Annotated in this window: 23 protein-coding genes; 1 reads left to right on the top strand and 22 read right to left on the bottom strand. The window is 42.0% G+C overall.

Annotated elements, in window-relative coordinates; genetic code table 11:
* Window positions 1–16: 16 nt before the first annotated feature.
* From trmD to MHH68_RS07725, 20 genes are all read right to left on the bottom strand, one after another.
* Complete coding sequence (gene trmD, locus MHH68_RS07820; RefSeq protein ID WP_339165709.1) at window positions 17–751, bottom strand: tRNA (guanosine(37)-N1)-methyltransferase TrmD; 735 nt, start codon at window positions 749–751, stop codon at window positions 17–19.
* Complete coding sequence (gene rimM / locus MHH68_RS07815) at window positions 748–1,272, bottom strand: ribosome maturation factor RimM (RefSeq protein WP_339165708.1); 525 nt, start codon at window positions 1,270–1,272, stop codon at window positions 748–750. The genes trmD and rimM overlap by 4 nt, the downstream gene beginning before the upstream one ends.
* A gap of 8 nt (window positions 1,273–1,280) precedes the next feature.
* Window positions 1,281–1,667 (bottom strand): YlqD family protein, encoded by a 387-nt coding sequence (locus MHH68_RS07810; RefSeq protein WP_003211186.1) that lies wholly within the window; start codon window positions 1,665–1,667, stop codon window positions 1,281–1,283.
* Between the two features lie 103 nt (window positions 1,668–1,770).
* The gene (locus tag MHH68_RS07805; RefSeq protein ID WP_012009937.1) at window positions 1,771–2,016 is read right to left on the bottom strand and encodes a KH domain-containing protein; all 246 of its coding nucleotides are present in this window, start codon (window positions 2,014–2,016) and stop codon (window positions 1,771–1,773) included.
* Window positions 2,016–2,288 carry a 30S ribosomal protein S16 gene (gene rpsP / locus MHH68_RS07800; protein WP_003212139.1) on the bottom strand — a complete coding sequence of 91 codons (273 nt, stop codon included), beginning with the start codon at window positions 2,286–2,288 and terminating at the stop codon, window positions 2,016–2,018. Before rpsP ends, MHH68_RS07805 begins: the two co-directional genes overlap by 1 nt.
* 105 nt (window positions 2,289–2,393) lie before the next feature.
* Window positions 2,394–3,734, bottom strand: coding sequence for a signal recognition particle protein (ffh, locus tag MHH68_RS07795; protein WP_339165707.1), 1,341 nt, complete (start codon window positions 3,732–3,734; stop codon window positions 2,394–2,396).
* 13 nt (window positions 3,735–3,747) lie between these two features.
* Window positions 3,748–4,080, bottom strand: a complete 333-nt coding sequence (locus tag MHH68_RS07790; protein ID WP_012009935.1) for a putative DNA-binding protein — start codon at window positions 4,078–4,080, stop codon at window positions 3,748–3,750.
* Window positions 4,081–4,222: 142 nt separating this feature from the next.
* On the bottom strand, window positions 4,223–5,209 hold the full coding sequence (gene ftsY, locus MHH68_RS07785; RefSeq protein WP_169056506.1) for a signal recognition particle-docking protein FtsY: 987 nt from the start codon (window positions 5,207–5,209) through the stop codon (window positions 4,223–4,225).
* 22 nt (window positions 5,210–5,231) lie between these two features.
* On the bottom strand, window positions 5,232–8,792 hold the full coding sequence (smc, locus tag MHH68_RS07780; RefSeq protein WP_339165706.1) for a chromosome segregation protein SMC: 3,561 nt from the start codon (window positions 8,790–8,792) through the stop codon (window positions 5,232–5,234).
* Between the two features lie 105 nt (window positions 8,793–8,897).
* The gene (rnc, locus tag MHH68_RS07775) at window positions 8,898–9,641 is read right to left on the bottom strand and encodes a ribonuclease III (protein ID WP_058014007.1); all 744 of its coding nucleotides are present in this window, start codon (window positions 9,639–9,641) and stop codon (window positions 8,898–8,900) included.
* A 184-nt stretch (window positions 9,642–9,825) separates the two neighbouring features.
* A complete protein-coding gene (acpP, locus tag MHH68_RS07770; RefSeq protein ID WP_003212028.1) occupies window positions 9,826–10,059 on the bottom strand; it encodes an acyl carrier protein in 234 nt (77 codons plus the stop codon).
* 81 nt (window positions 10,060–10,140) lie between these two features.
* Entirely contained in the window at window positions 10,141–10,884 is a 744-nt protein-coding gene (fabG, locus tag MHH68_RS07765; protein ID WP_058014008.1) for a 3-oxoacyl-[acyl-carrier-protein] reductase, read from the bottom strand.
* The gene (gene fabD, locus MHH68_RS07760; RefSeq protein WP_339165705.1) at window positions 10,884–11,828 is read right to left on the bottom strand and encodes an ACP S-malonyltransferase; all 945 of its coding nucleotides are present in this window, start codon (window positions 11,826–11,828) and stop codon (window positions 10,884–10,886) included. The genes fabG and fabD overlap by 1 nt, the downstream gene beginning before the upstream one ends.
* A 15-nt stretch (window positions 11,829–11,843) precedes the next feature.
* The gene (gene plsX / locus MHH68_RS07755) at window positions 11,844–12,842 is read right to left on the bottom strand and encodes a phosphate acyltransferase PlsX (RefSeq protein WP_339165704.1); all 999 of its coding nucleotides are present in this window, start codon (window positions 12,840–12,842) and stop codon (window positions 11,844–11,846) included.
* A gap of 15 nt (window positions 12,843–12,857) precedes the next feature.
* On the bottom strand, window positions 12,858–13,424 hold the full coding sequence (fapR, locus tag MHH68_RS07750) for a transcription factor FapR (protein ID WP_003210820.1): 567 nt from the start codon (window positions 13,422–13,424) through the stop codon (window positions 12,858–12,860).
* Window positions 13,425–13,536: 112 nt separating this feature from the next.
* Window positions 13,537–15,585, bottom strand: a complete 2,049-nt coding sequence (gene recG / locus MHH68_RS07745) for an ATP-dependent DNA helicase RecG (protein ID WP_339165703.1) — start codon at window positions 15,583–15,585, stop codon at window positions 13,537–13,539.
* On the bottom strand, window positions 15,563–16,465 hold the full coding sequence (sdaAA, locus tag MHH68_RS07740; protein WP_012009925.1) for an L-serine ammonia-lyase, iron-sulfur-dependent, subunit alpha: 903 nt from the start codon (window positions 16,463–16,465) through the stop codon (window positions 15,563–15,565). Before sdaAA ends, recG begins: the two co-directional genes overlap by 23 nt.
* Before the next feature lie 20 nt (window positions 16,466–16,485).
* Window positions 16,486–17,148, bottom strand: coding sequence for an L-serine ammonia-lyase, iron-sulfur-dependent subunit beta (gene sdaAB / locus MHH68_RS07735; RefSeq protein WP_058014012.1), 663 nt, complete (start codon window positions 17,146–17,148; stop codon window positions 16,486–16,488).
* Between the two features lie 149 nt (window positions 17,149–17,297).
* Window positions 17,298–18,971 carry a DAK2 domain-containing protein gene (locus MHH68_RS07730; protein WP_339165702.1) on the bottom strand — a complete coding sequence of 558 codons (1,674 nt, stop codon included), beginning with the start codon at window positions 18,969–18,971 and terminating at the stop codon, window positions 17,298–17,300.
* 15 nt (window positions 18,972–18,986) lie between these two features.
* Entirely contained in the window at window positions 18,987–19,349 is a 363-nt protein-coding gene (locus MHH68_RS07725; protein ID WP_003211680.1) for an Asp23/Gls24 family envelope stress response protein, read from the bottom strand.
* 271 nt (window positions 19,350–19,620) lie between these two features.
* On the opposite strand from MHH68_RS07725, the gene rpmB reads away from it, so the two are divergent.
* The gene (rpmB, locus tag MHH68_RS07720; protein WP_003212514.1) at window positions 19,621–19,809 is read left to right on the top strand and encodes a 50S ribosomal protein L28; all 189 of its coding nucleotides are present in this window, start codon (window positions 19,621–19,623) and stop codon (window positions 19,807–19,809) included.
* 69 nt (window positions 19,810–19,878) lie between these two features.
* Here the strand turns inward: rpmB and spoVM are convergent, their stop codons facing one another.
* Both spoVM and MHH68_RS07710 read right to left on the bottom strand, forming a co-directional pair.
* Window positions 19,879–19,959 (bottom strand): stage V sporulation protein SpoVM, encoded by an 81-nt coding sequence (spoVM, locus tag MHH68_RS07715; protein WP_008354550.1) that lies wholly within the window; start codon window positions 19,957–19,959, stop codon window positions 19,879–19,881.
* 71 nt (window positions 19,960–20,030) lie between these two features.
* Window positions 20,031–20,675 carry a thiamine diphosphokinase gene (locus MHH68_RS07710; RefSeq protein WP_339165701.1) on the bottom strand — a complete coding sequence of 215 codons (645 nt, stop codon included), beginning with the start codon at window positions 20,673–20,675 and terminating at the stop codon, window positions 20,031–20,033.
* Between the last annotated feature and the right edge of the window lie 7 nt (window positions 20,676–20,682).

Here is a 20,682-nt window from a genome sequence, read left to right as displayed (position 1 = left end):
CAGTGTGCAATACAATCTAGTCATTATGAAGCTGCCAAAGCCATCTTTTTTCTTCTTCTGTTAACGTTTTGCAAGAATCGATCAAATCTGGCCTTCTTGTATAGGTTCGCTTCAAAGATTCTTTGCGCCGCCACTCTTCTATTTTGGCATGATTTCCAGAGAGGAGCACATCCGGCACTTTTAGTCCTTTATAATCGGCTGGTCTTGTATAGTGAGGATGCTCTAGCAAACCTGTACTAAATGAATCTTCAATGTGAGACGCTTCTTTTCCAAGCACATGAGGCAAAAGCCTGACCACACTGTCTGCCATCATCATCGCTGGCAGCTCTCCGCCTGTGAGAACGAAATCTCCGATTGAGATTTCATCTGTGACAAGATGCTCCCTGATGCGCTCATCGTAGCCTTCATAATGGCCGCAAATGAACATAAGGTGTTCTTCTTTTGCTAGTTCCTCTGCCTTCTTTTGCGTATATCTTTCCCCTTGAGGACAGACAAGAATAATTCGAGGTTTCTTGCTTGCTTTCTTCGTTAAATCTTCTACCGCATCGAATACGGGCTGTGCTTTCAGTACCATACCAGCACCGCCGCCATATGGGTAATCATCTACTGTTTTATGCTTATGATCCGAATACTCTCTAAAATTGACAACATTGAATGAGACAGCTTCTTTCTCCTGTGCCTTTTTTAAGATCGATGAGTGGAGCACACCTTCGAACATTTCAGGAAAAAGTGTTAAGAAGTCGATTTTCATTCGTCAATAAGTCCTTCCATCACTTCTATGTGTATGGTTTTGGATGAGATATCAATCTTTTTGACGACAGATGGGATATAAGGAATCAAGGCATCTTTTTTGCCTTTTCTTCCGACCACCCAGACATCATTTGCCCCTGGTGTTAAAATCTCCTTGATTTGGCCGACAAGCTGATCCTCTTCATCGTATACTTCACAGCCAATGATTTGGTGGAAATAAAATTCTCCTTCATCTAAAGAGCCGAGATGTTCTTTTTCTACTTTTAAGATTGATTCTTTCAATAGCTCTGCTTCATTTAATGAGCTAATTTCTTCAAATGTAAGCAAATCAAACTGTTTATGCTGCCGGTGTGATGCGACAGTGACTTTTAGCGGCTCCCTTTGACCTTGCTTAAAGATATAGAGGACGCTTCCTTTTTTGTAACGCTCTTCTGGGAAATCTGTCTTTGACACGACGCGTACTTCTCCGCGTACTCCGTGTGTATTGACAATCTTTCCAACATTCAACCATTCCTGTTCCATGTTCTCAATCACCCCTGACGTATTTCCACAATGGTGCCGTCTTTCACGACGATGACATTGTCTTGCATCTTGTCATCCCATTTATCACCTATATTCACTTCAACCAGCGCATCCACTTCTGTCTCTTTCATTTCACTTCCAAGCGGCAAAATATGCAGCTGCTCTACTTGAAAGTCAATTTGCTGGATTTTCTCCTGCCGTTTATCGATGGCTTTTTGAAATTGAGGGATGGCTTCTTGCTGATGTGGTTCTTTTTCATGTTTTTTCAGTTGAAAATATAGTTGATTGCATTCACGCTCTAGTCTTTCTTTTTTCTCCAAAAAAGTCGTTAACAGTTTGTCCTTACTGCTTTCAGTTAATACTTGCATGACGGTGACATGTTGAATGATCTGCATCTTCCTTTTTGTCCCCCTATCCGAAGGCATTTGTCCTCTACAGTATAACGAAAAATAGATTTAAACGTGTAAAAAAAGGGGAGGTCCTAAGCCCTCTCCCTTTTTAGTCAGCAATCTCAAGTTGAACTTTCTTAGAAGACTCTGCACTTGCTGCAAACATGACTGTTCGTATCGCTTTTGCTGTACGTCCCTGCTTTCCGATCACCTTTCCGGTATCTTCAGCATTGACAGACAGTGTGTAAATCACTTGCTCATCTTTTTCTAATGAAGATACGTGAATATCTTCAGGGAAATCAACAAGTGGCTCGACGATGGACACAATCAATTCTTCCAAGGACAGCTCATTCATTATTTGCTGTTTTTCGCATTATGAAATTTTTCAAGAATTCCTTGGCTTGAGAAAAGGTTACGAACTGTATCAGATGGTTTCGCACCATTTTGAAGCCATTTAAGAGCCAATTCTTCGTTGATTTTCACCTCAGCTGGTGATAACACTGGATTGTATGTTCCAACTGTTTCGATGAAACGACCGTCACGTGGTGAACGAGAATCTGCTACAACAATACGATAGAAAGGAGATCTTTTTGATCCCATACGTTTTAAACGAATTTTTACTGCCATTTTACTAGCACCTCCGAAAATATTTCAACAAGATAGTATATTAACAATGATAAAAGGGTTTGTAAAGTGTTTTTTCTTAACAACGGTTTTATCATGTATAACCAATTACATAAATGGTAATTTAAAGCCTTTTTTCTTCCCTTTGGACATGTTGGTCATTTGCTTCATCATCTTTTTCATTTCGTCAAATTGCTTTAAAAGGCGATTGACTTCCTGTACAGATGTTCCGCTCCCTTTTGCAATCCGTTTTCTTCGGCTTGCATTGATGACCTCTGGCTGTTCTTTTTCCTCGGTCGTCATTGATTTAATGATCGCTTCGATGTGATTGAGCTGCTTTTCGTCTACTTGGACGTTTTTGAGCCCTTTCATTTTACCGGCTCCCGGCATCATTTGGATTAATTCATCAAGTGGACCCATGTTACGAACTTGGCCAAGCTGCTCGAGGAAATCATCGAGTGTAAAGCTCATGGTCCGCATTTTTTGTTCAAGCTCTTTCGCTTTATCTTGGTCCACGTTTGCCTGTGCTTTTTCAATCAGTGTAAGCACATCTCCCATGCCAAGTATTCTTGATGCCATCCGTTCTGGGTGGAATGGTTCAATCGCGTCAAGCTTTTCACCTAGAGCGGCGAATTTAATCGGCGTATTGGTGACAGCTCGAATGGAAAGTGCTGCACCGCCTCGTGTATCCCCGTCTAGTTTCGTTAGAACAACACCTGTTAAACCAAGCTGTTCATTAAAGCTTTTCGCTACATTGACAGCATCTTGACCTGTCATAGAGTCAACAACAAGAAAAATTTCTTCTGGACTCGCTACTTCTTTTACTTTCTGAAGTTCATCCATCAATTCTTCATCAATATGAAGGCGTCCTGCTGTATCTAAAATGACATAATCATGGTGTTCTTCTTTCGCTTTTTCGATTGCCTGTTTGGCAATCTCGACAGGACTGACTTGATCACCTAATGAAAACACAGGCATATCAAGCTGTTTCCCTAGCGTTTGAAGCTGCTGGATCGCTGCTGGTCTGTAAATATCTGCAGCCACCATCATCGGCTTGCGATTATGTTTTTTGCGAAGTAAATTGGCAAGCTTCCCAGTTGTGGTGGTTTTACCAGCCCCTTGAAGACCAACCATCATAATGACCGTCGGAAATTTTTTCGCTACAGCGATTTTACTCTCTTCTCCGCCCATTAATTCAGTGAGTTCTTCTTTTACAACTTTAATGACCTGTTGTCCAGGGGTAAGGCTTTTCATGACCTCTTGTCCAACTGCCCGCTCACTTACTTTTTTCACAAAGTCTTTGACTACTTTAAAATTGACGTCAGCTTCAAGAAGGGCAAGGCGTACCTCGCGCATCATTTCTTTTACATCTTGTTCTGACACTTTTCCTTTGCCGCGGATTTTTGAAATCGTCTGCTGCAGTCGGTCGGCTAATCCTTCAAATGCCATACTGTGCCGCCTCCTAATCTAATTTCTCAAGCGATTCAATTAAAGCTTCTGCTTCTTCCGTCTGTGCGGAATCTGCTACGAGCTCTCTCATTTTTTTGAGAAGTTCTTTACGCTCTTTAAATTTCTTAAACAAGAGCAGCTTTTCTTCATATTGTTCAAGCATCGCTTCAGTCCGTTTAATATTATCATAAACAGCCTGTCTTGATACTTCATATTCATCCGCAATTTCACCGAGGGAAAAATCGTCTAGGTAGTAAAGCGACATGTAGCTCTTTTGCTTTGCGGTTAACAACGATTGATAGAAGTCAAACAAGTAGTTCATTCTCGTTGTTTTTTCAAGCGTCATGGGCTCTCTCCCCTTTGTTAAGTTCATTCCCTTTACATCAACTAAGTTTACACGGTTCTCTACTGTGTGTCAAGTTTTTATCTTGTCACTTCATGAAGCGGCGTATAAACAAAAATGCCAGCAGTTTTTGCCGGCATTTTTGTTAGTCCTCTTGATCAATTACGTCTGAGAATAGTCCATACACATACGATTCTGCATCGAATTCTTGCAGATCATCTACCTTTTCACCTAAACCGACGAGCTTCACGGGAATGTTCAGCTCATTTCGAATTGCAAGGACAATCCCGCCTTTTGCAGTACCATCAAGCTTTGTTAAAGCAATTCCTGTCACATTCGTCGCTTTAGAAAATTCCTTCGCTTGAGCCATCGCATTTTGACCCGTTGTTGCATCAAGAGCGAGCAGCACTTCATGCGGTGCGTCTGGAACCTCACGTTCAATGACTCTCTTGACCTTCTCTAGCTCTTTCATCAAGTTGACTTTGTTTTGTAGTCTTCCTGCTGTATCACAGATAAGGACATCCGCATTTTTCGCTTTTGCTGATTGAACGGCATCATAGATCACTGCTGCTGGATCAGAGCCAGCCGTTTGTTTAATAACAGGGACACCTGAACGCTCTCCCCATACTTCAAGCTGCTCAATCGCACCGGCACGGAATGTATCACCTGCTGCCAAAACAACAGATTTCCCTTCATTTTTCAGCTTATTTGCAAGTTTGCCGATCGTCGTTGTTTTCCCAACGCCATTGACACCTACAAATAAAATAATATTTAATCGCCCGTCTTCAATATTCAGCGCAGAGATTTGTTCCTCTCCGCTATTGTAGATTTCAACCAGTTTTTCAGAAATGACCGATTGTACTTCACTTGGGTCTTGAATGTTTCTTAGTTTCACTTCTTTTTTCAGCTCATCAATCAGTTCCATCACCGTTGTAAAACCGACATCCGCGCCGATTAAAACCTCTTCTAATTCTTCAAAAAAGTCTTCATCGACTTTACGGTAGCGAGAAATTAGTTCGTTTACTCTTCCTTGAAAGGAGTTTCTCGTTTTTTCAAGTCCATCTTTAAACTTTTCTGATACTGAATCGGTTTGCTGTGTAAATTTTTCTTTTAACTTCTTAAAAAAGCTCATTTGGTTCAAAAACCTCCTTTAATTACTGGACAAGCTCTTTCGTTTCTTCTAGTTTGACGGATACAAGCTTAGAAACTCCTGACTCCTGCATCGTAACACCGTAAAGCACATCTGCTTCTTCCATTGTTCCTTTGCGGTGCGTAATGACAATGAACTGCGTTTCCTCGCTGTATTTTTTTAAATATTGCGCAAAGCGGAAAACATTGGCTTCATCAAGCGCCGCTTCTACCTCATCTAACACACAGAATGGAACAGGTCTGACTTTTAAAATAGAGAATAGTAAGGCGATCGCTGTCAATGCTCTCTCTCCGCCTGAAAGCAGGCTTAAGTTTTGCAGCTTTTTCCCTGGAGGCTGCGCGACAATTTCAACGCCAGAGTTTAGTAAATCGTTTGGGTCTGTTAGCTTCAGGTCTGCTCTTCCGCCGCCAAATAACGCTTGGAAAACTGATTCAAAATGCCCGCGAATTTGCGAGAATGTTTCAGAGAAGCGCTTTGTCATCTCTTGATCCATTTCTTCAATCACTTGGAATAATGTATTTTTCGCTTCTGTCAGATCATTTCGCTGTTCTGTTAAGAAAAGGTAGCGTTCATTTACTCGTTCATACTCATCAATGCTGCCTAAATTGACCGTTCCTAGCTCTTCAATGGCTAATTTGATCAGCTTCACTCGTTTTCTTGCTTCATCTGGCGATAACGTCAGATGATACATCTCTTTTGCCCCTTCAAATGAAAGAGCATACTCTTCGTTCAAATAAGCGATGAGGTTGTCGAGCTCAACTTCCATACGGCCAAGCTTAATTTCTTCATCTTTTAAACTTGTGGTGAGCTGTTTGTAAAGGCGTTTTTGTTCTTTCAGTTCACGTTCAGCAAATTCTAACGTTTCAGAAAGAGCAAGACGCTGTTTACGCCGCTCTGAAATGAGTGCGGTTGTTTTGTTTTTGTTTTCCAGTTTCTCTTTCGCCGCTTCTTCCAACTGTTCTGCTCCGCTTGAGCTAGACGTCATTTCACTTGTTAAAAGTGACAGATCTTCTTTTGTTTCCGTCAGCGTTTGTTCAGCCTCTTTTAATTCGGCTATTAAGCTCGAAAGCTTTTCTTGTTCGTTCGCTAAGGACTGCTCTTTTTTGGCAAGTGAGATTTTCAGCTCAGTTAATTCGGCAGAAATGGTTTCTTTCGTTGAGCTTTGGGTCTGCTTACGCTTTGTTAATGTATTGATCTCTTGATCAAGGGTGGTCAATTTCTCCCCTATAGAAACTTCAAGAGCTGCCTGCTCTTTGTCCTTATCTGTCAGTTCAGTAGAACGCAGCTGCAATTCTTCTTTTTCTTGGTCATAGAGTTCAAGGTGAGCATTAATATTTTTTTCTGCTACTTGCAGTTCGTACAGCTTCCCTTTGAGCTCTTGCTGCTGTTCTCGAAGCGTTTCTCCCCGCTGACGCAGTTCGTTTAATTGGCTTTCGTTTGTTGCAATCAATTGCTTCGTTTCTTTTGTTTCCTTTTCGAGGATCGTTGTTTTTTCTTCCATTTCAACGAGCTGCTTTGTTAATGTTTCAATCTCACGGTTTCTTGAAAGAAGGGAGTTGTTCTTTTTCTTCACACCACCACCGGTCATAGAACCGCCGGGGTTCACAACATCTCCATCAAGGGTCACGATGCGATAACGATGACCAAGCATTTTTGCCAGTTCATTGGCGCCTTTTAAGTCTCTAACGATCAGAACCGTACCAAGCAGGTTCTGTATGACCTTTTGATACTTTTCATCAAAGGAAACAAGTTGACTCGCTACACCGATAAATGCAGCATGCTGCTCAGCTGTTTGGACGTCTCTATGCTGAATGGTTCTTTCTTTGATCACATTCATTGGCAGGAAGGTTGCTCTTCCAAAGGAGTGCTGCTTTAAGTATGCAATTGCTTGTCGCGCTGCGGCTTCATTTTCTGTAACGACGTGCTGCGTTGCTGCACCTAACGCGATTTCAATCGCTGTCTCATGCTGCTGATCTGTTTGAATCAGCTCTGCAATGGCACCGTGAATACCGCCTAACCGTTCTTTTGCCTTTAAGACCTCTTTTACTCCTTGGAAAAAGCCTGAGAAGTCTTCCTGCATGGATTCTAGCATTTCTTTTTTTGATTTTGCCTGCTGCACATATTGATAGGCTTGGTAAAGAGCCGTTTCTTTTTTCTCGTATTGACGTTTCATTTGCTCAAGCTTTTGCTCTGCTTCCCTAAACCGCTTGACTTGAGCCAAAATGTCTTCTTCTAGGGCTGAAAGCTGCTGCTCAGCCTCTGTTTTCTTCTCTTTGACAGACACACGCTCTTCAATGTGTTTTTGGTTGTTTTGCGTGAGCCGATCCAGCTGCATGACCGCTTGGCGCTGCTGTTCTTCTAATAATTTGCGTTCATTGCGGATGGAAGCCTGTTCATTGAGCAGATCAAAATAATCGCTTTTTAGCTGTTCAATTTGACCTTCCACATCTTCACTATGAAGCGACAGTTGATGCTGCTTTGTTTTCACTTCATCTTTTAGCTGCTGCACTTCTTTTTGAAGGCTGTCCCGCGTGATTTTCTGCTGCTGAATCTTTTCGGTTAGCTGCGCCTGCTTTTCAGTTAAGCGAATGAGTGTTTCTTCTAGCTGTCCCTGGTTTGCGGCTGCATTTTTCTTCCGTTCTTTTAGTACTTCTTTTTTTCCTTCAAGCTTTTCTAATTCCTCACTTGTGAAAAGAAGAACTTCTTGCAGATCATTAATTGATTCATCAAGTGCTTGAATACGGTCTCTTGACTCTTCAATTTTAGCTTCTTTTGCTTGAATATCTGTGGATTGCTTCATTTCATCTTGTTTGAAGCGCTCGACAGCTTCACCAAGTGTTGTCCATTTTTCATGAAGTGCTTCGATGTCATGGACAGTTAAGGCGATTTCGACATTTTCAAGCTCTTCTTTTTTTTGCAAATAGTCCTTTGCAATAGATGCCTGCATTCTTAAAGGTTCTACTTGATCTTCTAGTTCATGCAGAATATCTTCTACTCGGTTTAAGTTGTCCTGCGTTTCAAACAGTTTATTCTCGGCTTTTTTCTTTCTTGTTTTATATTTCAAAACACCAGCCGCTTCTTCAAAGATGCTTCTTCTCTCTTCTGCCTTACTAGATAAAATTTCTTCTACCTTCCCTTGGCTGATGATTGAAAAAGCTTCCTTCCCAAGACCTGAATCCATGAAAAGATCAATAATATCCTTTAAGCGGACAGATTGATTGTTTATGAGAAATTCACTTTCTCCTGAACGATAGACTCTTCTTGTCACACTGACTTCGTGAAAATCGATCGGTAAAAAGTGATCTTCGTTATCTAATGTTAAAGTCACTTCTGCTAAATTGACTCTTTTTCTTGAGTCGCTTCCTGCAAAAATGATGTCTTCCATTTTTCCTCCGCGGAGGCTTTTCGCTGATTGTTCTCCAAGTACCCAGCGGATGGCATCGGTAATATTACTTTTGCCGCTTCCGTTTGGTCCAACAACAGCAGTGACTCCTTTGACAAAGTCCACGGTCACTCGCTGTGCAAACGATTTGAATCCTATCACGTCTAAACGTTTGAGGAACATGAGAGTGATCCTCCTTATGTATTTAAAGTACTATCATCTTACCATATGAAATGAAAAAAGATGATGGAAAACAGAGTGAAATCCCCCTGAATGACGAGGGGGATTTTATTGGTTCATATGATGTTTCTGCAATTTAGCAAGTGCTTCCTGTGCAGCGTGCTGTTCTGCTTCTTTTTTACTGCGGCCATTTCCAATTCCAAGCACATCTCCGCGAAGGGAGACATTTGCTTCAAATTCCCGGTTGTGTGCTGGTCCTTTTTCATGCAAGATGCGGTATTCCAGTACACCTTTTCCATCGCGCTGAACGAATTCTTGCAGCTGGCTTTTAAAGTCCATGACATGCGAGAACGCTCCATCATTAATTTTCGGATAAACATAGGCTTCTAAGAATCGTTCTACCGGCTCAAGCCCTTGATCCAAATAGAGTGCTCCGATAAACGCCTCGAATACGTCCGCTAAGAGCGCTGGGCGTTTTCTGCCGCCTGTCATTTCTTCGCCTTTTCCTAAAAGAACAAGGTCTCCGAAGGACAGCTCATGTGCCAGAGACACAAGTGACGGTTCACATACGATTGCTGCTCTTAGTTTCGTTAAATCGCCTTCGCTCATCGCAGGATATTTCGCAAATAAGAATTGAGAGATGGTCAATTCTAAAACAGCATCTCCTAGAAATTCAAGTCTTTCATTATCCTCGTATGGCTTTTTCCGGTGTTCATTCACATAAGAGGAATGCGTAAATGCTTGATATAGAAGTTTTTCATTTTGAAAATGTACAGAAATGCGCTGCTGGAATTCTCTAAATTGCTCTAGTTTTTTGCTCTGTTTCTGTTTGTCTTTATATTGTTTTGGCATAGCAACCTCCAGGTAGGCTTAATCGCCTTTAAGGATACTGATTATATGGAGTCTCTCTTTCTACATGCAAGGAAACATTGCTCCTTAGCATCTGAAAAAGGCTGACAATTGATCAGCTGAATATGTTGAAACTAACATAAATTTTGAAAGTCCCGTCATGAAAATAGACGGGACTTTGTTACGCTTATTGCTGGCTATTTATGTAGTTCACAGCGTCACCGACTGTTGCAATTTTTTCAGCATCTTCGTCAGAAATTTCCATATCGAACTCATCTTCAAGTTCCATAACTAGCTCAACTACATCAAGGGAATCAGCGCCTAAATCTTCTTTAAATGAAGCTTCCATTTTCACGTCAGCCTCATCAACGCCAAGGCGGTCTACAATAATTTTTGATACACGCTCTAATACGTCTGCCATTGCCTTTCACCTCCCCTCAAAGTATTATAGTTGATTCGTTTTTAAAAAACTAGAGAAAACCTAATGAAATTTTGATATTTCTTAAGACATGACCATTCCGCCATCTACTTGGATGGTTTGGCCTGTAATATAACCTGCTCCTTCTGAAGCTAAAAAGACAACAACGTTGCTAATATCTTCAGGTGCACCAAAGCGTGCAAGCGGGATCTGCTTGAGCATTTCAGTCTGTACATTCTCATCAAGCTTGTCTGTCATATCAGTAGAAATAAAGCCTGGTGCTACTGCATTGACTGTAATATGACGAGTTGCCAGCTCTTTTGCTGTTGTTTTCGTTAACCCGATAACACCAGCTTTTGCTGCAACATAGTTTGCTTGTCCAGGGTTTCCACATACGCCAACTACTGAAGCCAAGTTGATGATTCTTCCGCTGCGCTGTTTCATCATTTGACGCGTCACGGCTTTTGTACAGTTAAAGACACCTTTTAAGTTTATGTTAATGACGTCATCCCATTCATTTTCTTTCATTCTCATTAGCAGGTTGTCCTTTGTGATCCCTGCATTATTGACAAGGATGTCAATTGAACCAAATGTGTCAATCGCTTGCTTCATGAGCGCTTGTACTTCTTCAGCATTTGAAACATCAGCTTTAACGGCAAATGCCTGCTGGCCAAGTGCTTTGATTTCGTCTACGACTTCATTTGCTTTTGCTTCGTTTCCAGAATAGTTGACGACAACATTTGCACCATTCTTTGCCAAATCGATCGCGATAGAACGGCCAATCCCGCGTGATGCACCTGTTACAACGGCTGTTTTATTTGTAAGCATCAAGAATCCTCCTTCAATGTTTCAATGGCTGCTTCAATTGTTTCCTGATCTGAAACTGAAATGGTTGTCAGGCGGCGGTTAACCTTTTTCACAAGACCTGAAAGCACTTTGCCCGGGCCAATTTCAATAAACGTTGTCACGCCTAAATCAATCAGACGTTCTACGCTTTCTTCAAATCGTACAGGAGAATACAATTGTTCAATGAGTTTTGTTTCAATAGCATTACGAGATGTAACGATGTCTGCTGTGACATTTGAGATCACTGGTGTTTTGGCATCTTTAATGTCTAGCTTTGACAGAACATCTGTGAATTTTTCAGCGGCTGGTTTCATTAAGGCAGAATGGAAAGGTCCACTCACTTCAAGGGCAATCGCACGTTTTGCTCCTTTTTCTTTCGCTTTCTCTGAAGCGAGTTCGACACCTTTTGCTGTACCAGAGATCACGATTTGACCAGGACAGTTTAAGTTAGCGAGTTCTACAAGATGACCGCTCTCTGTCACTTCTTTTGTCACTTCTAAAAGCGCAGCTTGATCTAAGCCAAGGATCGCTGCCATAGCGCCTTCTCCTGCTGGAACAGCTTCATTCATTAATTCGCCGCGCTTTCTTACAGCATACACAGCATCTTGAAATGAAAGTGCACCTGCTGCAACGAGGGCCGTATATTCGCCAAGGCTATGTCCTGCTGCGTAATCTGCTTTGATTCCACTCTCTTCAAATTTCTTTAAGATGGCGATACTTGTCGTTAAAAGAGCTGGCTGCGCGTTATAAGTGAGCGTCAGTTCTTCCGCATCTCCTTCAAAAATCATTGAAGATAAGTCAAAACCGAGGGTCTTGTCTGCTTCTTCAAATACAGATTTAGATACTGCTTCTTGATCAAATAAATCTTTCCCCATGCCAATTTTCTGAGAGCCTTGGCCAGGGAATAAAAACGCAATTTTAGTCATGATGTTTTACCTCCATTAAGACTCGTTCGTGGTTTCTTTTTTGACTTCTTGATGAATGATGGCTGAAACGTCTTTTTCTACGATATCACGTGCCTGACGAATGGCATGAAAAATGGCGTTTTCATCAGAGGAACCGTGCGCTTTAATGACAGGTGCCTTTAAACCAAATAAAGCGGCACCGCCATATTCGGAGTAATCCATTTTAGACTTCATCTGCATCAATTTCGGCTTCATCATGCCAGCCGCTAATTTTGCTGTGAAGCTGGATGTTAAGGTTTCTTTCAGCATTTTAAATACAGAAAGAGCTGTGCCTTCAATCGTTTTGAGAGCGATATTTCCTGTGAAGCCATCTGTGACAACGACATCAGCTACACCTTCTAATAAATCACGAGACTCCACATTTCCTACGAAATTCAAGTCTGATGCTTTTAATAATTCAAAAGTTTTTTTCGTGAGATCGTTGCCTTTTTTATCTTCTGTACCTACATTTAACAATCCTACACGGGGATTGCTCTTTGGAAAAACACGCTCTGCGTAGATTGAACCCATCATCGCATATTGCACAAGGTGTTCTGGTTTGGCATCAACGTTTGCGCCGACATCTAGTAATAAAAAACCGCTGCCATCAAGTGTTGGCAGTGTTGGCGCAAGTGCCGGTCTATCGATGCCATCAATTCTTCCTACGATAAACAGTCCCGCTGTCATGAGTGCGCCAGTGTTTCCTGCTGAAATACAAGCATCTGCTCGTCCTTCGGATACTTCTTGCGCCATTTTCACCATAGATGAATCCTTTTTACGTCTGACTGCACGCACTGGTTCATCTGTCGGTTCAATGACTTCTTTTGCATCTAAAATCGTGATGCGCTCGTTATTTGTTATGTATGGTTTGATTTTATTTTCATCGCCGACAAGTGTAATCTCGATATCTGAAAATGCCGTTAAGCTTTTTTGCACACCGTCAATTATGGCTTTAGGGGCATGGTCTCCCCCCATTGCATCGACTGCAATTCTCATATTACGTGCCACCTTTTACTTTTGTTTTGAGCGATACATGACGAAGTCACCTGAGAAGACAACTTCCTCACCAACATAGCTGTTTACTTCAACTACAGTTCTGCCTTTTTCTTTATCATGCGAAGCTACTTTGGCTTTTGAGACAACTCGTTCGCCTTGTTTAACCTGCCTTGTAAATTTAATATTCGCCTTTGCTGTTAAAGCCAGTTCATCGTCAATGACTGCCACTGCAAGCGAATTTGCCTGGGCGAAGAGATGATGTCCCCTGGCAATTTGGTTTCGGCTGAATACATGCTCTTTTCTCACTTCTAAAATGGAAATGGCTTGATCATCAAGCTCTACATCAATCATTTCTCCTATTACTTCATCCAGCGGAAGGGACTTCACTTCATCCTCTAATGTCTTTTCGGCCACATGCTTAATTCTTTCGCGTAATTCAGGAATCGACAGTTCCAAACGATCAAGACGAACCGTTTGAATACTTACACCGAATTTACTTGCCAATTCTTCATCAGTAATGAACGGAGTCGAGCTGATCGTTTGCTGGAGAAGCTTTTGACGTTCTTTTTTATTTAGTTTCATATGCAGACACCATCCGTACATTTATGACTAGGTACTAATAGTAGTATATAATCTCATAGATGATAAATCAATCCTTGTTTCAAAAAGACAAGAAAATTCCTCCAGCGCTTGATCAGCTTAATTTATCTCCGCCCAGCACCCCGCTATCTACAAGTGTTTGCCGAAGCTCTTTGTATTCAGGATCTGTCCAAAATGCATCTGATTGCACAAGTTCTGCCGCATCTTTTCTAGCTGTTTCCAGTGCTCTGTAGTCATGAACCATATCTGCTACTTTAAATTCAGGCATTCCGCTTTGTTTTTTACCGAAGAAATCGCCAGGCCCTCTTAGCTCTAAGTCCTTTTCAGACAGCTCAAAGCCGTCGGTTGTTTCGGACATAATCCTCATTCGCTCTTTCCCGGTTTCTGATTTTGGATCCGCCATTAAAATACAAAATGATTGATGCTCTCCGCGTCCAACCCGCCCTCTGAGCTGATGAAGCTGAGACAGTCCGAAGCGGTCTGCATCGTAAATGACCATGATGGTCGCATTCGGCACGTTGACGCCAACTTCAACGACTGTGGTTGAAACGAGAATTTGTACTTCATTTGCTGTAAAGTCTCTCATCACTTGATCTTTTTCATCACTCGCCAGTTTCCCGTGCATTAAGCCGATCGCCCACTTACCGCGGTATGCCTCTGTCAGCATGCTATGGACATCAATCGCATTTTGCACATCCAGCTTGTCTGATTCTTCTATAAGTGGACAAATAATATATGCCTGTCTTCCTTTTTTCAGCTCTTTATCCACAAATGCAAGAATTCTCTCAAGCATGTCATGCTTGACCCAATACGTTTCGATCTGTTTCCTGCCAGCAGGTAATTCATCAATGACGGAAACGTCCATTTCTCCAAAAACAGTGATCGCAAGTGTACGCGGAATAGGTGTGGCAGTCATGAACAAGACATCTGGGTCCTGCCCTTTACTTCTTAATTTTTTCCGTTGTTCTACGCCAAACCGGTGCTGCTCATCTGTAATCACAAGACCGAGCTGCTGAAATTCGACTTCGTCTTGGATGAGTGCATGCGTTCCAACTAATATATCGATCTCGCCCTCTTTTAGACGTTCCAGCAATTCTCTGCGACGCTTTCCTTTTACAGAGCTTGTTAGTAGGGCGATATTTAGTCCCCATTTTTCAAACAGCTGATAAAGGGAATCTGCATGCTGCTCTGCCAAAATCTCTGTTGGGACCATTAATGCACCTTGATAGCCGGATAAATGAGCGGCATATAGTGCAATAGCTGCAACAGCAGTTTTCCCTGAACCTACATCCCCTTGAAGCAGACGGTTCATCCGGTACGGGGAAGCCATATCAGACATAATTTCATCAAGCACTCTTGATTGTGCCTTTGTCAGCGGAAATGGCAGGCTGTGAACAAACTCAAAAACAGCCTCTTTGGAAAACAGATGCTGGATGCCCGATGTTTTTTCTCGTTCTTTCTTTCTAATGGCCTGCATCTTTAGCTGGAAAATAAGAAATTCTTCGTACACAAAGCGTCGTCTTGCTTGCTTGAGTGATTCTCTTGTTTCTGGCAGGTGAATGGTTTTTAATGCTTCCTGATAGGACATAAGTTTATAGGTAGAGACAAGCTGCTTTGGCAGTGGATCTTCAGCTTTATCTACATAAAGTGACAAGGCTTGTTTGACAAAACGCCTCATCATCTTCACGGTTACATTTTCTTTTACTGAATAAACAGGCTCTATACTGCCATCTTGCTCGTGCGTCCCTTTTTTAAATTCCTGCACCATGATGGATTGACGGTTTTTATCCCATTTGCCAGTGACGGATACCGTATCACCTAACACAAGGCTTCGTTTTAAATAAGGGCGATTGAAGCAAATGGCTGTGATGAGAAAACGCCCGACAAGCAGCCTGAATGTCAGCCTGCTTCGTTTTTTTCCATAATAGGTGAGGACGGGCTCACTGTGCACTTTTCCTTCAACTGTGACACGTTCGTCATGCTTTACTTCTTCTAAATTACGAAGCTCATAGTCATCATATCGATAAGGAAAGTAGCCAAGTAAATCGGCTACTGTGTGGATTCCAAGTTCATTGAGTGTTTTTTCAGTTTCTTCTCCAATCCCCTTGAGGACTGAGACGTTATCTTGCAGTTTCTGTATCACGAGATGAGGTCACACCTCCGAAAATCTTCTTTTCAAGCTCTCTTGCTGTCGGTGTTGCAGCAAGTCCGCCTTGTGCTGTTTCGCGAAGTGCCGTTGGCATGGTTTGACCAATTTTATACATCGCATCAATGACTTCATCACATGGAATACGGCTTGTGATACCAGCAAGTGCCATATCTGCTGCGATCATCGCATTTGATGCACCCATGGCGTTTCGTTTTACGCACGGTACCTCGACAAGTCCAGCTACTGGGTCACAAACAAGTCCAAGCATATTTTTCAGTGTAATCGCCATTGCTTCAGCAGATTGCTGAGGGGTACCGCCTGCCATTTCGACAATGGCTGCTGCCGCCATCCCTGAGGCTGAACCTACCTCAGCCTGACAGCCGCCTGCTGCACCAGAGATGCTCGCATTATTGGCCACAACAAAACCAAATGCGCCAGAAGTGAATAGGAATCTGACCATTTGTTCCTTTGTTGGCTTTAATGTTTGTTTTACTGCAAATAACGTACCTGGCACAACACCTGCTGAGCCTGCTGTAGGCGTTGCACAGATCGTCCCCATTGCGGCATTGACTTCATTTGTTGCCACTGCCTTACTGACAGCATCTAATATCGTATGACCAGACAATGTTTTGCCTGATGCGATATACGCTTGAAGTTTGACCGCATCTCCGCCTGTTAAACCGGATAATGATTTCACACCTTTCAGTCCGTTTTCTACGGCCTGCTCCATCACTTCTAGGTTGCGGTACATTTGGGAGAAAATATCTTCACGTGACTTCCCTGTCACTTCCATTTCTTGCGTAATCATGATTTCTGAAATGGAGGTATTCCGTTCTTCTGTTAGCTGCACGAGTTCTTTGACGTTTTTAAACATCATCCATAACCTCCTTGTTGTTACTCTGCAATTTGTGTGACTTGAATAATGTTTGGCAGCGTTTCAAGCTCTGTTAGGACAGCTGGGTCAATATTTTGATCCACTTCGATGGTCATCAGAGCCTCTTGCCCAACATCTTTACGCGCCACTTCCATATGACCGATGTTGATGGCAAATTTCGCTAACACGTTGGCGACTGCCGCAATCGTACCGTAGCGATCGTTATGAACCACAAGAATGGCAGGATGATTTCCTGAAAGTCTGAGCTCAAAGCCATTCAGTTCAGTGATTTCAATTTTACCACCGCCGATGGAAATCCCGATTAATTCAAGGCTTCCGTTCGCATCTGATATCTCTACTTTTGCTGTATTCGGATGCGCTGGTACCGCATCTTCTTCTTTAAATTCAATGTCGATCCCTTTGCTTTTTGCAATATCGATCGCTGTTTTGATGCGTTCATCAAATGTATCAAAATCAAGAACGCCGCCGATAATGGCGACATCTGTACCATGTCCTTTATACGTATCTTTAAAAGAGCCATAAAATGAAACGACAATTCGTTTCGGTTCTCTTCCAAATAAGCTGCGAGCCACTCTTCCTATTCGAGCCGCACCCGCTGTGTGCGAACTTGATGGACCAATCATGACGGGTCCAATAATATCAAACACACTTCTAAATTTCATAGGTCTTCCCCTCTCATAACCACTCACATATTGGTTTGGTTCTTTCTTTAGACTAATGGATTCAATCATTTCCCGCAACTCATTTCACCGTTGAATGGTTAGTAAAAAATTGCAAAAGAAGAAGAAGGGCTTGATTTGCCCTTCTTTCGTTATTCCACAGCCAAAATATATGAATAAAGCGGCTGTTTTCCATCGTGGACTTCAACTTCTATATCTTCAAATGTTTCTTCAATAAAGGCTTCTAAGTCGTCCATCTCTTCAGATGATGCATCTTCCCCTTTAATGATCGTAACAATCTCATCATCTTCTGTCACCATTTTGGTTAAAAGTTCTTTGGCTGCATCTAATTGATTTTTCGCAGTTAAGGTGATTTTTCCGTTAAAGAGACCCATGTAATCTCCTTTGGCAATGTCGATTCCATCGATTTGGGTATCTCTCACCGCAAAAGTAATTTGACCGCTTTTTACGTGGTCAATCGCTTCTAGCATCGCCTCTTCGTTATCTTCGTTTGAAGCTGCTTCATTGAGAGAAAGAAGTGCCGACATTCCTTGTGGAACGGTTTTCGTCGGAATAACAACAACCTCACGACTTGAGACAGTTGCCGCCTGTTTCGCTGCCATGACAATATTAGAATTATTAGGTAAGATAAAGACGGTTTCGGCATGTACGCTTTCAATTGCTGTGACAATGTCTTCTGTGCTCGGGTTCATCGTCTGTCCGCCTTCAATGACGACGGAAGCTCCGATACTTTTAAACAAGTCAGCAATTCCTTCTCCCATTGCGACACTGACGACTCCAAAGCGCTGTTTTTCAGCAGCAGGTGCCTTTGGTGCAGCGGTCGCATGTTCTTTTTCTTCGTTCACAATCGAGCTATGCTGCTCTCTCATGTTTTCAATTTTCATGTTGATCAGGCTGCCGTAGCGCTGTGCATAGGATAAGACATCTCCAGGCTGCTCTGCATGTATATGAACTTTCGCCAGCGTTTCATCAGATACCACAAGTAGTGAATCTCCGAATTCGCTTAAGTCTTCTCTGAAAGCATTCTCATCAAAGGACTGTTTGTCTTCTTCAAATTTCACCATAAATTCAGTACAATAACCAAATTCGATATCTTCAGTGTTCATATGGCTTTGTGCACTTTTATGATGCTCTGCACTGACAAGCTCTTTTAACGTTGGCAAAGAGGCCGCTTTCGAAGGAAGCTCCTCTCCTCTTAATGAAGCAAGGAAACCTTCATATACGCAGAGAAGTCCTTTACCTCCACTATCGACAACGCCTACTTCTTTTAAAACAGGAAGTAGATCTGGCGTTCGCTCAAGTGATGCTCTCGCTTCCTCAATCGTTAACTCAAGAACGCGGTCAATGTTATTTTCGGTTGCTGAAACAGCAACCGCTTTCTTTGCTGCATCCTTTGCAACCGTTAAGATGGTCCCTTCAATCGGCTTCATCACGGCTTTATATGCTGTATCGACACCTGCCTGTAAGGCAAGAGCAAATTCTTTTGCATCAATCGTTTCTTTTTGTTCGATCTGTTTACTGAAACCTCTAAATAGCTGTGATAGAATGACGCCTGAGTTCCCTCTTGCGCCCATCAATAGCCCTTTTGACAATGCCACGCCGACCTTCCCAATATGATCGGTATTTGTTTCTTCAACTGCTTTTGCCCCTGAAGTCATTGACAAATTCATATTTGTCCCCGTGTCTCCGTCTGGCACTGGAAAAACATTTAACGCATCCACAATTTGTGCGTTTTGAGAAAGATGGTGAGCACCTGCAAGAATCATTTTTGCAAATGAGCGGCCATCAAGAATTCTAATAGACAATATATTTCCTCCTTACTACGGGTTCGTAACTCTTACTCCTTGTACATAAATGTTGACCGAATCAACAGAAAGTCCAACTGTGTGAGAAATCGTATATTTGACTTTCGTTTGAACATTATGTGCGACTTCTGATATTTTTGTACCGTAGCTGACGATGATGTACATATCAATATGAATGCGGTCTTCTTTTTGACGCACAAGAACACCCCGGCTGAAGTTCTCTTTGCGGAGAATATCCGTCAAGCCGTCCTTGATTTGATTTTTGGACGCCATCCCAACAATACCATAGCAATCGATCGCAGCGCCTCCTGCCACCATTGCAATGACTTCATTTGATATATCAATTTGTCCGTATTTTGTTCTAAGTTCAATGGACATATTGGTTCCCCCTTTTTGAGAAATTGCCCTGAGTTATCACTATTTTACTATAAGACCCTTCTTTTTAAAAGAAATCCTTCAATCCGACCCAATCCTACTTATACTATAGCCTTGATTTTTTATCAAGATGTCAAGGTATTTTTCTTGAAAGAGGAGTAAACAATCCTTGCAAACCCCTTGAAGCTGTGGTAAATTATTAAAGTATCTTGAGGCATCTCTAAGTACGTATATGAAGAATATGATGATGTTTTCGCAGTTAGGAGGGAAACAAATGGCACGTAAATGCGTTATCACAGGCAGAAAAACAAAAGCTGGGAACAATCGTTCTCACGCAATGAACTCTACAAAACGTACATGGGGCGCGAACCTTCAAAAAGTTCGTATTCTAGTGGACGGTAAGCCTAAAAGAGTATATGTATCAGCTCGAGCTTTGAAATCTGGTAAAGTTGAGCGTGTATAAGCAAGAGTAAACGCCTGCTACAATAAATTGTAGCAGGCGTTTTTATGTGGAAATAAAGGAGATTACTCATTAATCTTTCTTAAATGAACCAAGCATCGCACGGACAATGCCGCCAAGAAATCTAGGCAGTTTGATTGTATAAAATTTCATTTTGTCCCCCTCCTAAAAGTACCGCTTGCAGCACAATTGAGCTTAATCAGCCATCCACATTGATAGGTTGGTCAATCTTTGCTTCTTACCATTATTAATATGCCTTCATGAAAAGAAAAAGTACCATTTGAGTGGATGAGTTCGTTACTAATACATAGTGTGGAACCAGGCTCAATATGACAATTTTTCAGAGGATATTTGAAACCTTTTAATGTCAGCTTTTCAACCGGTATTCCAAAGGGCAGAAACGACACATATTGTTTATCATGATCTTCTTTTATTTCGTATGTACCAGGTTCAAACATTTGAATGATATTTTGTTTGTCTACAAGGGTGATATTCTGCTTGTGCTCAATCCCTTTGTAAAGAAGATGGATATTTCCTAGAAAATGATCCGCCCTTCCTCCTGTAATACCGTAGATGTAAATATGTGCTGGGTGCTGACTGAGTGCCCAGTTCAGTGCAAGCTCTAAATCAGTTTCATCCTTTTCAGCTTGAAAGACATTCAGGGCAGGCAATTTTTCTTTCAGCTCCCGAAGCTCTTCTTCTGTCACACTGTCAAAATCACCAAAGGCTTTGGCAGGGGTAATGCCGTGCTCTAGTAAGAAGAGGGTTCCACGGTCTACGCCAATCCAGAGAACATCCTCTTGTGATGCTTCACGTTCAAGTGGCGGGATGTATTCAAAAGGACCGCCGGCTACGATATGTATGTGCATGATATAC

This window comes from Bacillus sp. FSL K6-2841 (genome assembly GCF_037976435.1).
GTDB lineage: Bacteria > Bacillota > Bacilli > Bacillales > Bacillaceae > Bacillus > Bacillus pumilus.
This window is presented reverse-complemented; position numbering and strand designations above follow the sequence as displayed.

Excerpts from the sequence above, each read along its gene's own strand:
- rimM (WP_339165708.1), bottom strand. The coding sequence starts at position 1,272 with ATGGAACAGGAATGGTTGAATGTTGGAAAGATTGTCAATACACACGGA.
- plsX (WP_339165704.1), bottom strand. The coding sequence starts at position 12,842 with ATGAGAATTGCAGTCGATGCAATGGGGGGAGACCATGCCCCTAAAGCC.
- MHH68_RS07710 (WP_339165701.1), bottom strand. The coding sequence starts at position 20,675 with ATGCACATACATATCGTAGCCGGCGGTCCTTTTGAATACATCCCGCCA.
- MHH68_RS07810 (WP_003211186.1), bottom strand. The coding sequence starts at position 1,667 with ATGCAGATCATTCAACATGTCACCGTCATGCAAGTATTAACTGAAAGC.
- MHH68_RS07790 (WP_012009935.1), bottom strand. The coding sequence starts at position 4,080 with ATGACGCTTGAAAAAACAACGAGAATGAACTACTTGTTTGACTTCTAT.
- fapR (WP_003210820.1), bottom strand. The coding sequence starts at position 13,424 with ATGAAACTAAATAAAAAAGAACGTCAAAAGCTTCTCCAGCAAACGATC.
- fabD (WP_339165705.1), bottom strand. The coding sequence starts at position 11,828 with ATGACTAAAATTGCGTTTTTATTCCCTGGCCAAGGCTCTCAGAAAATT.
- rpmB (WP_003212514.1), top strand. The coding sequence starts at position 19,621 with ATGGCACGTAAATGCGTTATCACAGGCAGAAAAACAAAAGCTGGGAAC.
- ffh (WP_339165707.1), bottom strand. The coding sequence starts at position 3,734 with ATGGCATTTGAAGGATTAGCCGACCGACTGCAGCAGACGATTTCAAAA.
- sdaAA (WP_012009925.1), bottom strand. The coding sequence starts at position 16,465 with ATGTTTAAAAACGTCAAAGAACTCGTGCAGCTAACAGAAGAACGGAAT.
- fabG (WP_058014008.1), bottom strand. The coding sequence starts at position 10,884 with ATGCTTACAAATAAAACAGCCGTTGTAACAGGTGCATCACGCGGGATT.
- trmD (WP_339165709.1), bottom strand. The coding sequence starts at position 751 with ATGAAAATCGACTTCTTAACACTTTTTCCTGAAATGTTCGAAGGTGTG.
- sdaAB (WP_058014012.1), bottom strand. The coding sequence starts at position 17,148 with ATGAAATTTAGAAGTGTGTTTGATATTATTGGACCCGTCATGATTGGT.
- rnc (WP_058014007.1), bottom strand. The coding sequence starts at position 9,641 with ATGCCAAAACAATATAAAGACAAACAGAAACAGAGCAAAAAACTAGAG.
- rpsP (WP_003212139.1), bottom strand. The coding sequence starts at position 2,288 with ATGGCAGTAAAAATTCGTTTAAAACGTATGGGATCAAAAAGATCTCCT.
- spoVM (WP_008354550.1), bottom strand. The coding sequence starts at position 19,959 with ATGAAATTTTATACAATCAAACTGCCTAGATTTCTTGGCGGCATTGTC.
- acpP (WP_003212028.1), bottom strand. The coding sequence starts at position 10,059 with ATGGCAGACGTATTAGAGCGTGTATCAAAAATTATTGTAGACCGCCTT.
- MHH68_RS07725 (WP_003211680.1), bottom strand. The coding sequence starts at position 19,349 with ATGTCCATTGAACTTAGAACAAAATACGGACAAATTGATATATCAAAT.
- MHH68_RS07805 (WP_012009937.1), bottom strand. The coding sequence starts at position 2,016 with ATGAATGAGCTGTCCTTGGAAGAATTGATTGTGTCCATCGTCGAGCCA.
- ftsY (WP_169056506.1), bottom strand. The coding sequence starts at position 5,209 with ATGAGCTTTTTTAAGAAGTTAAAAGAAAAATTTACACAGCAAACCGAT.
- smc (WP_339165706.1), bottom strand. The coding sequence starts at position 8,792 with ATGTTCCTCAAACGTTTAGACGTGATAGGATTCAAATCGTTTGCACAG.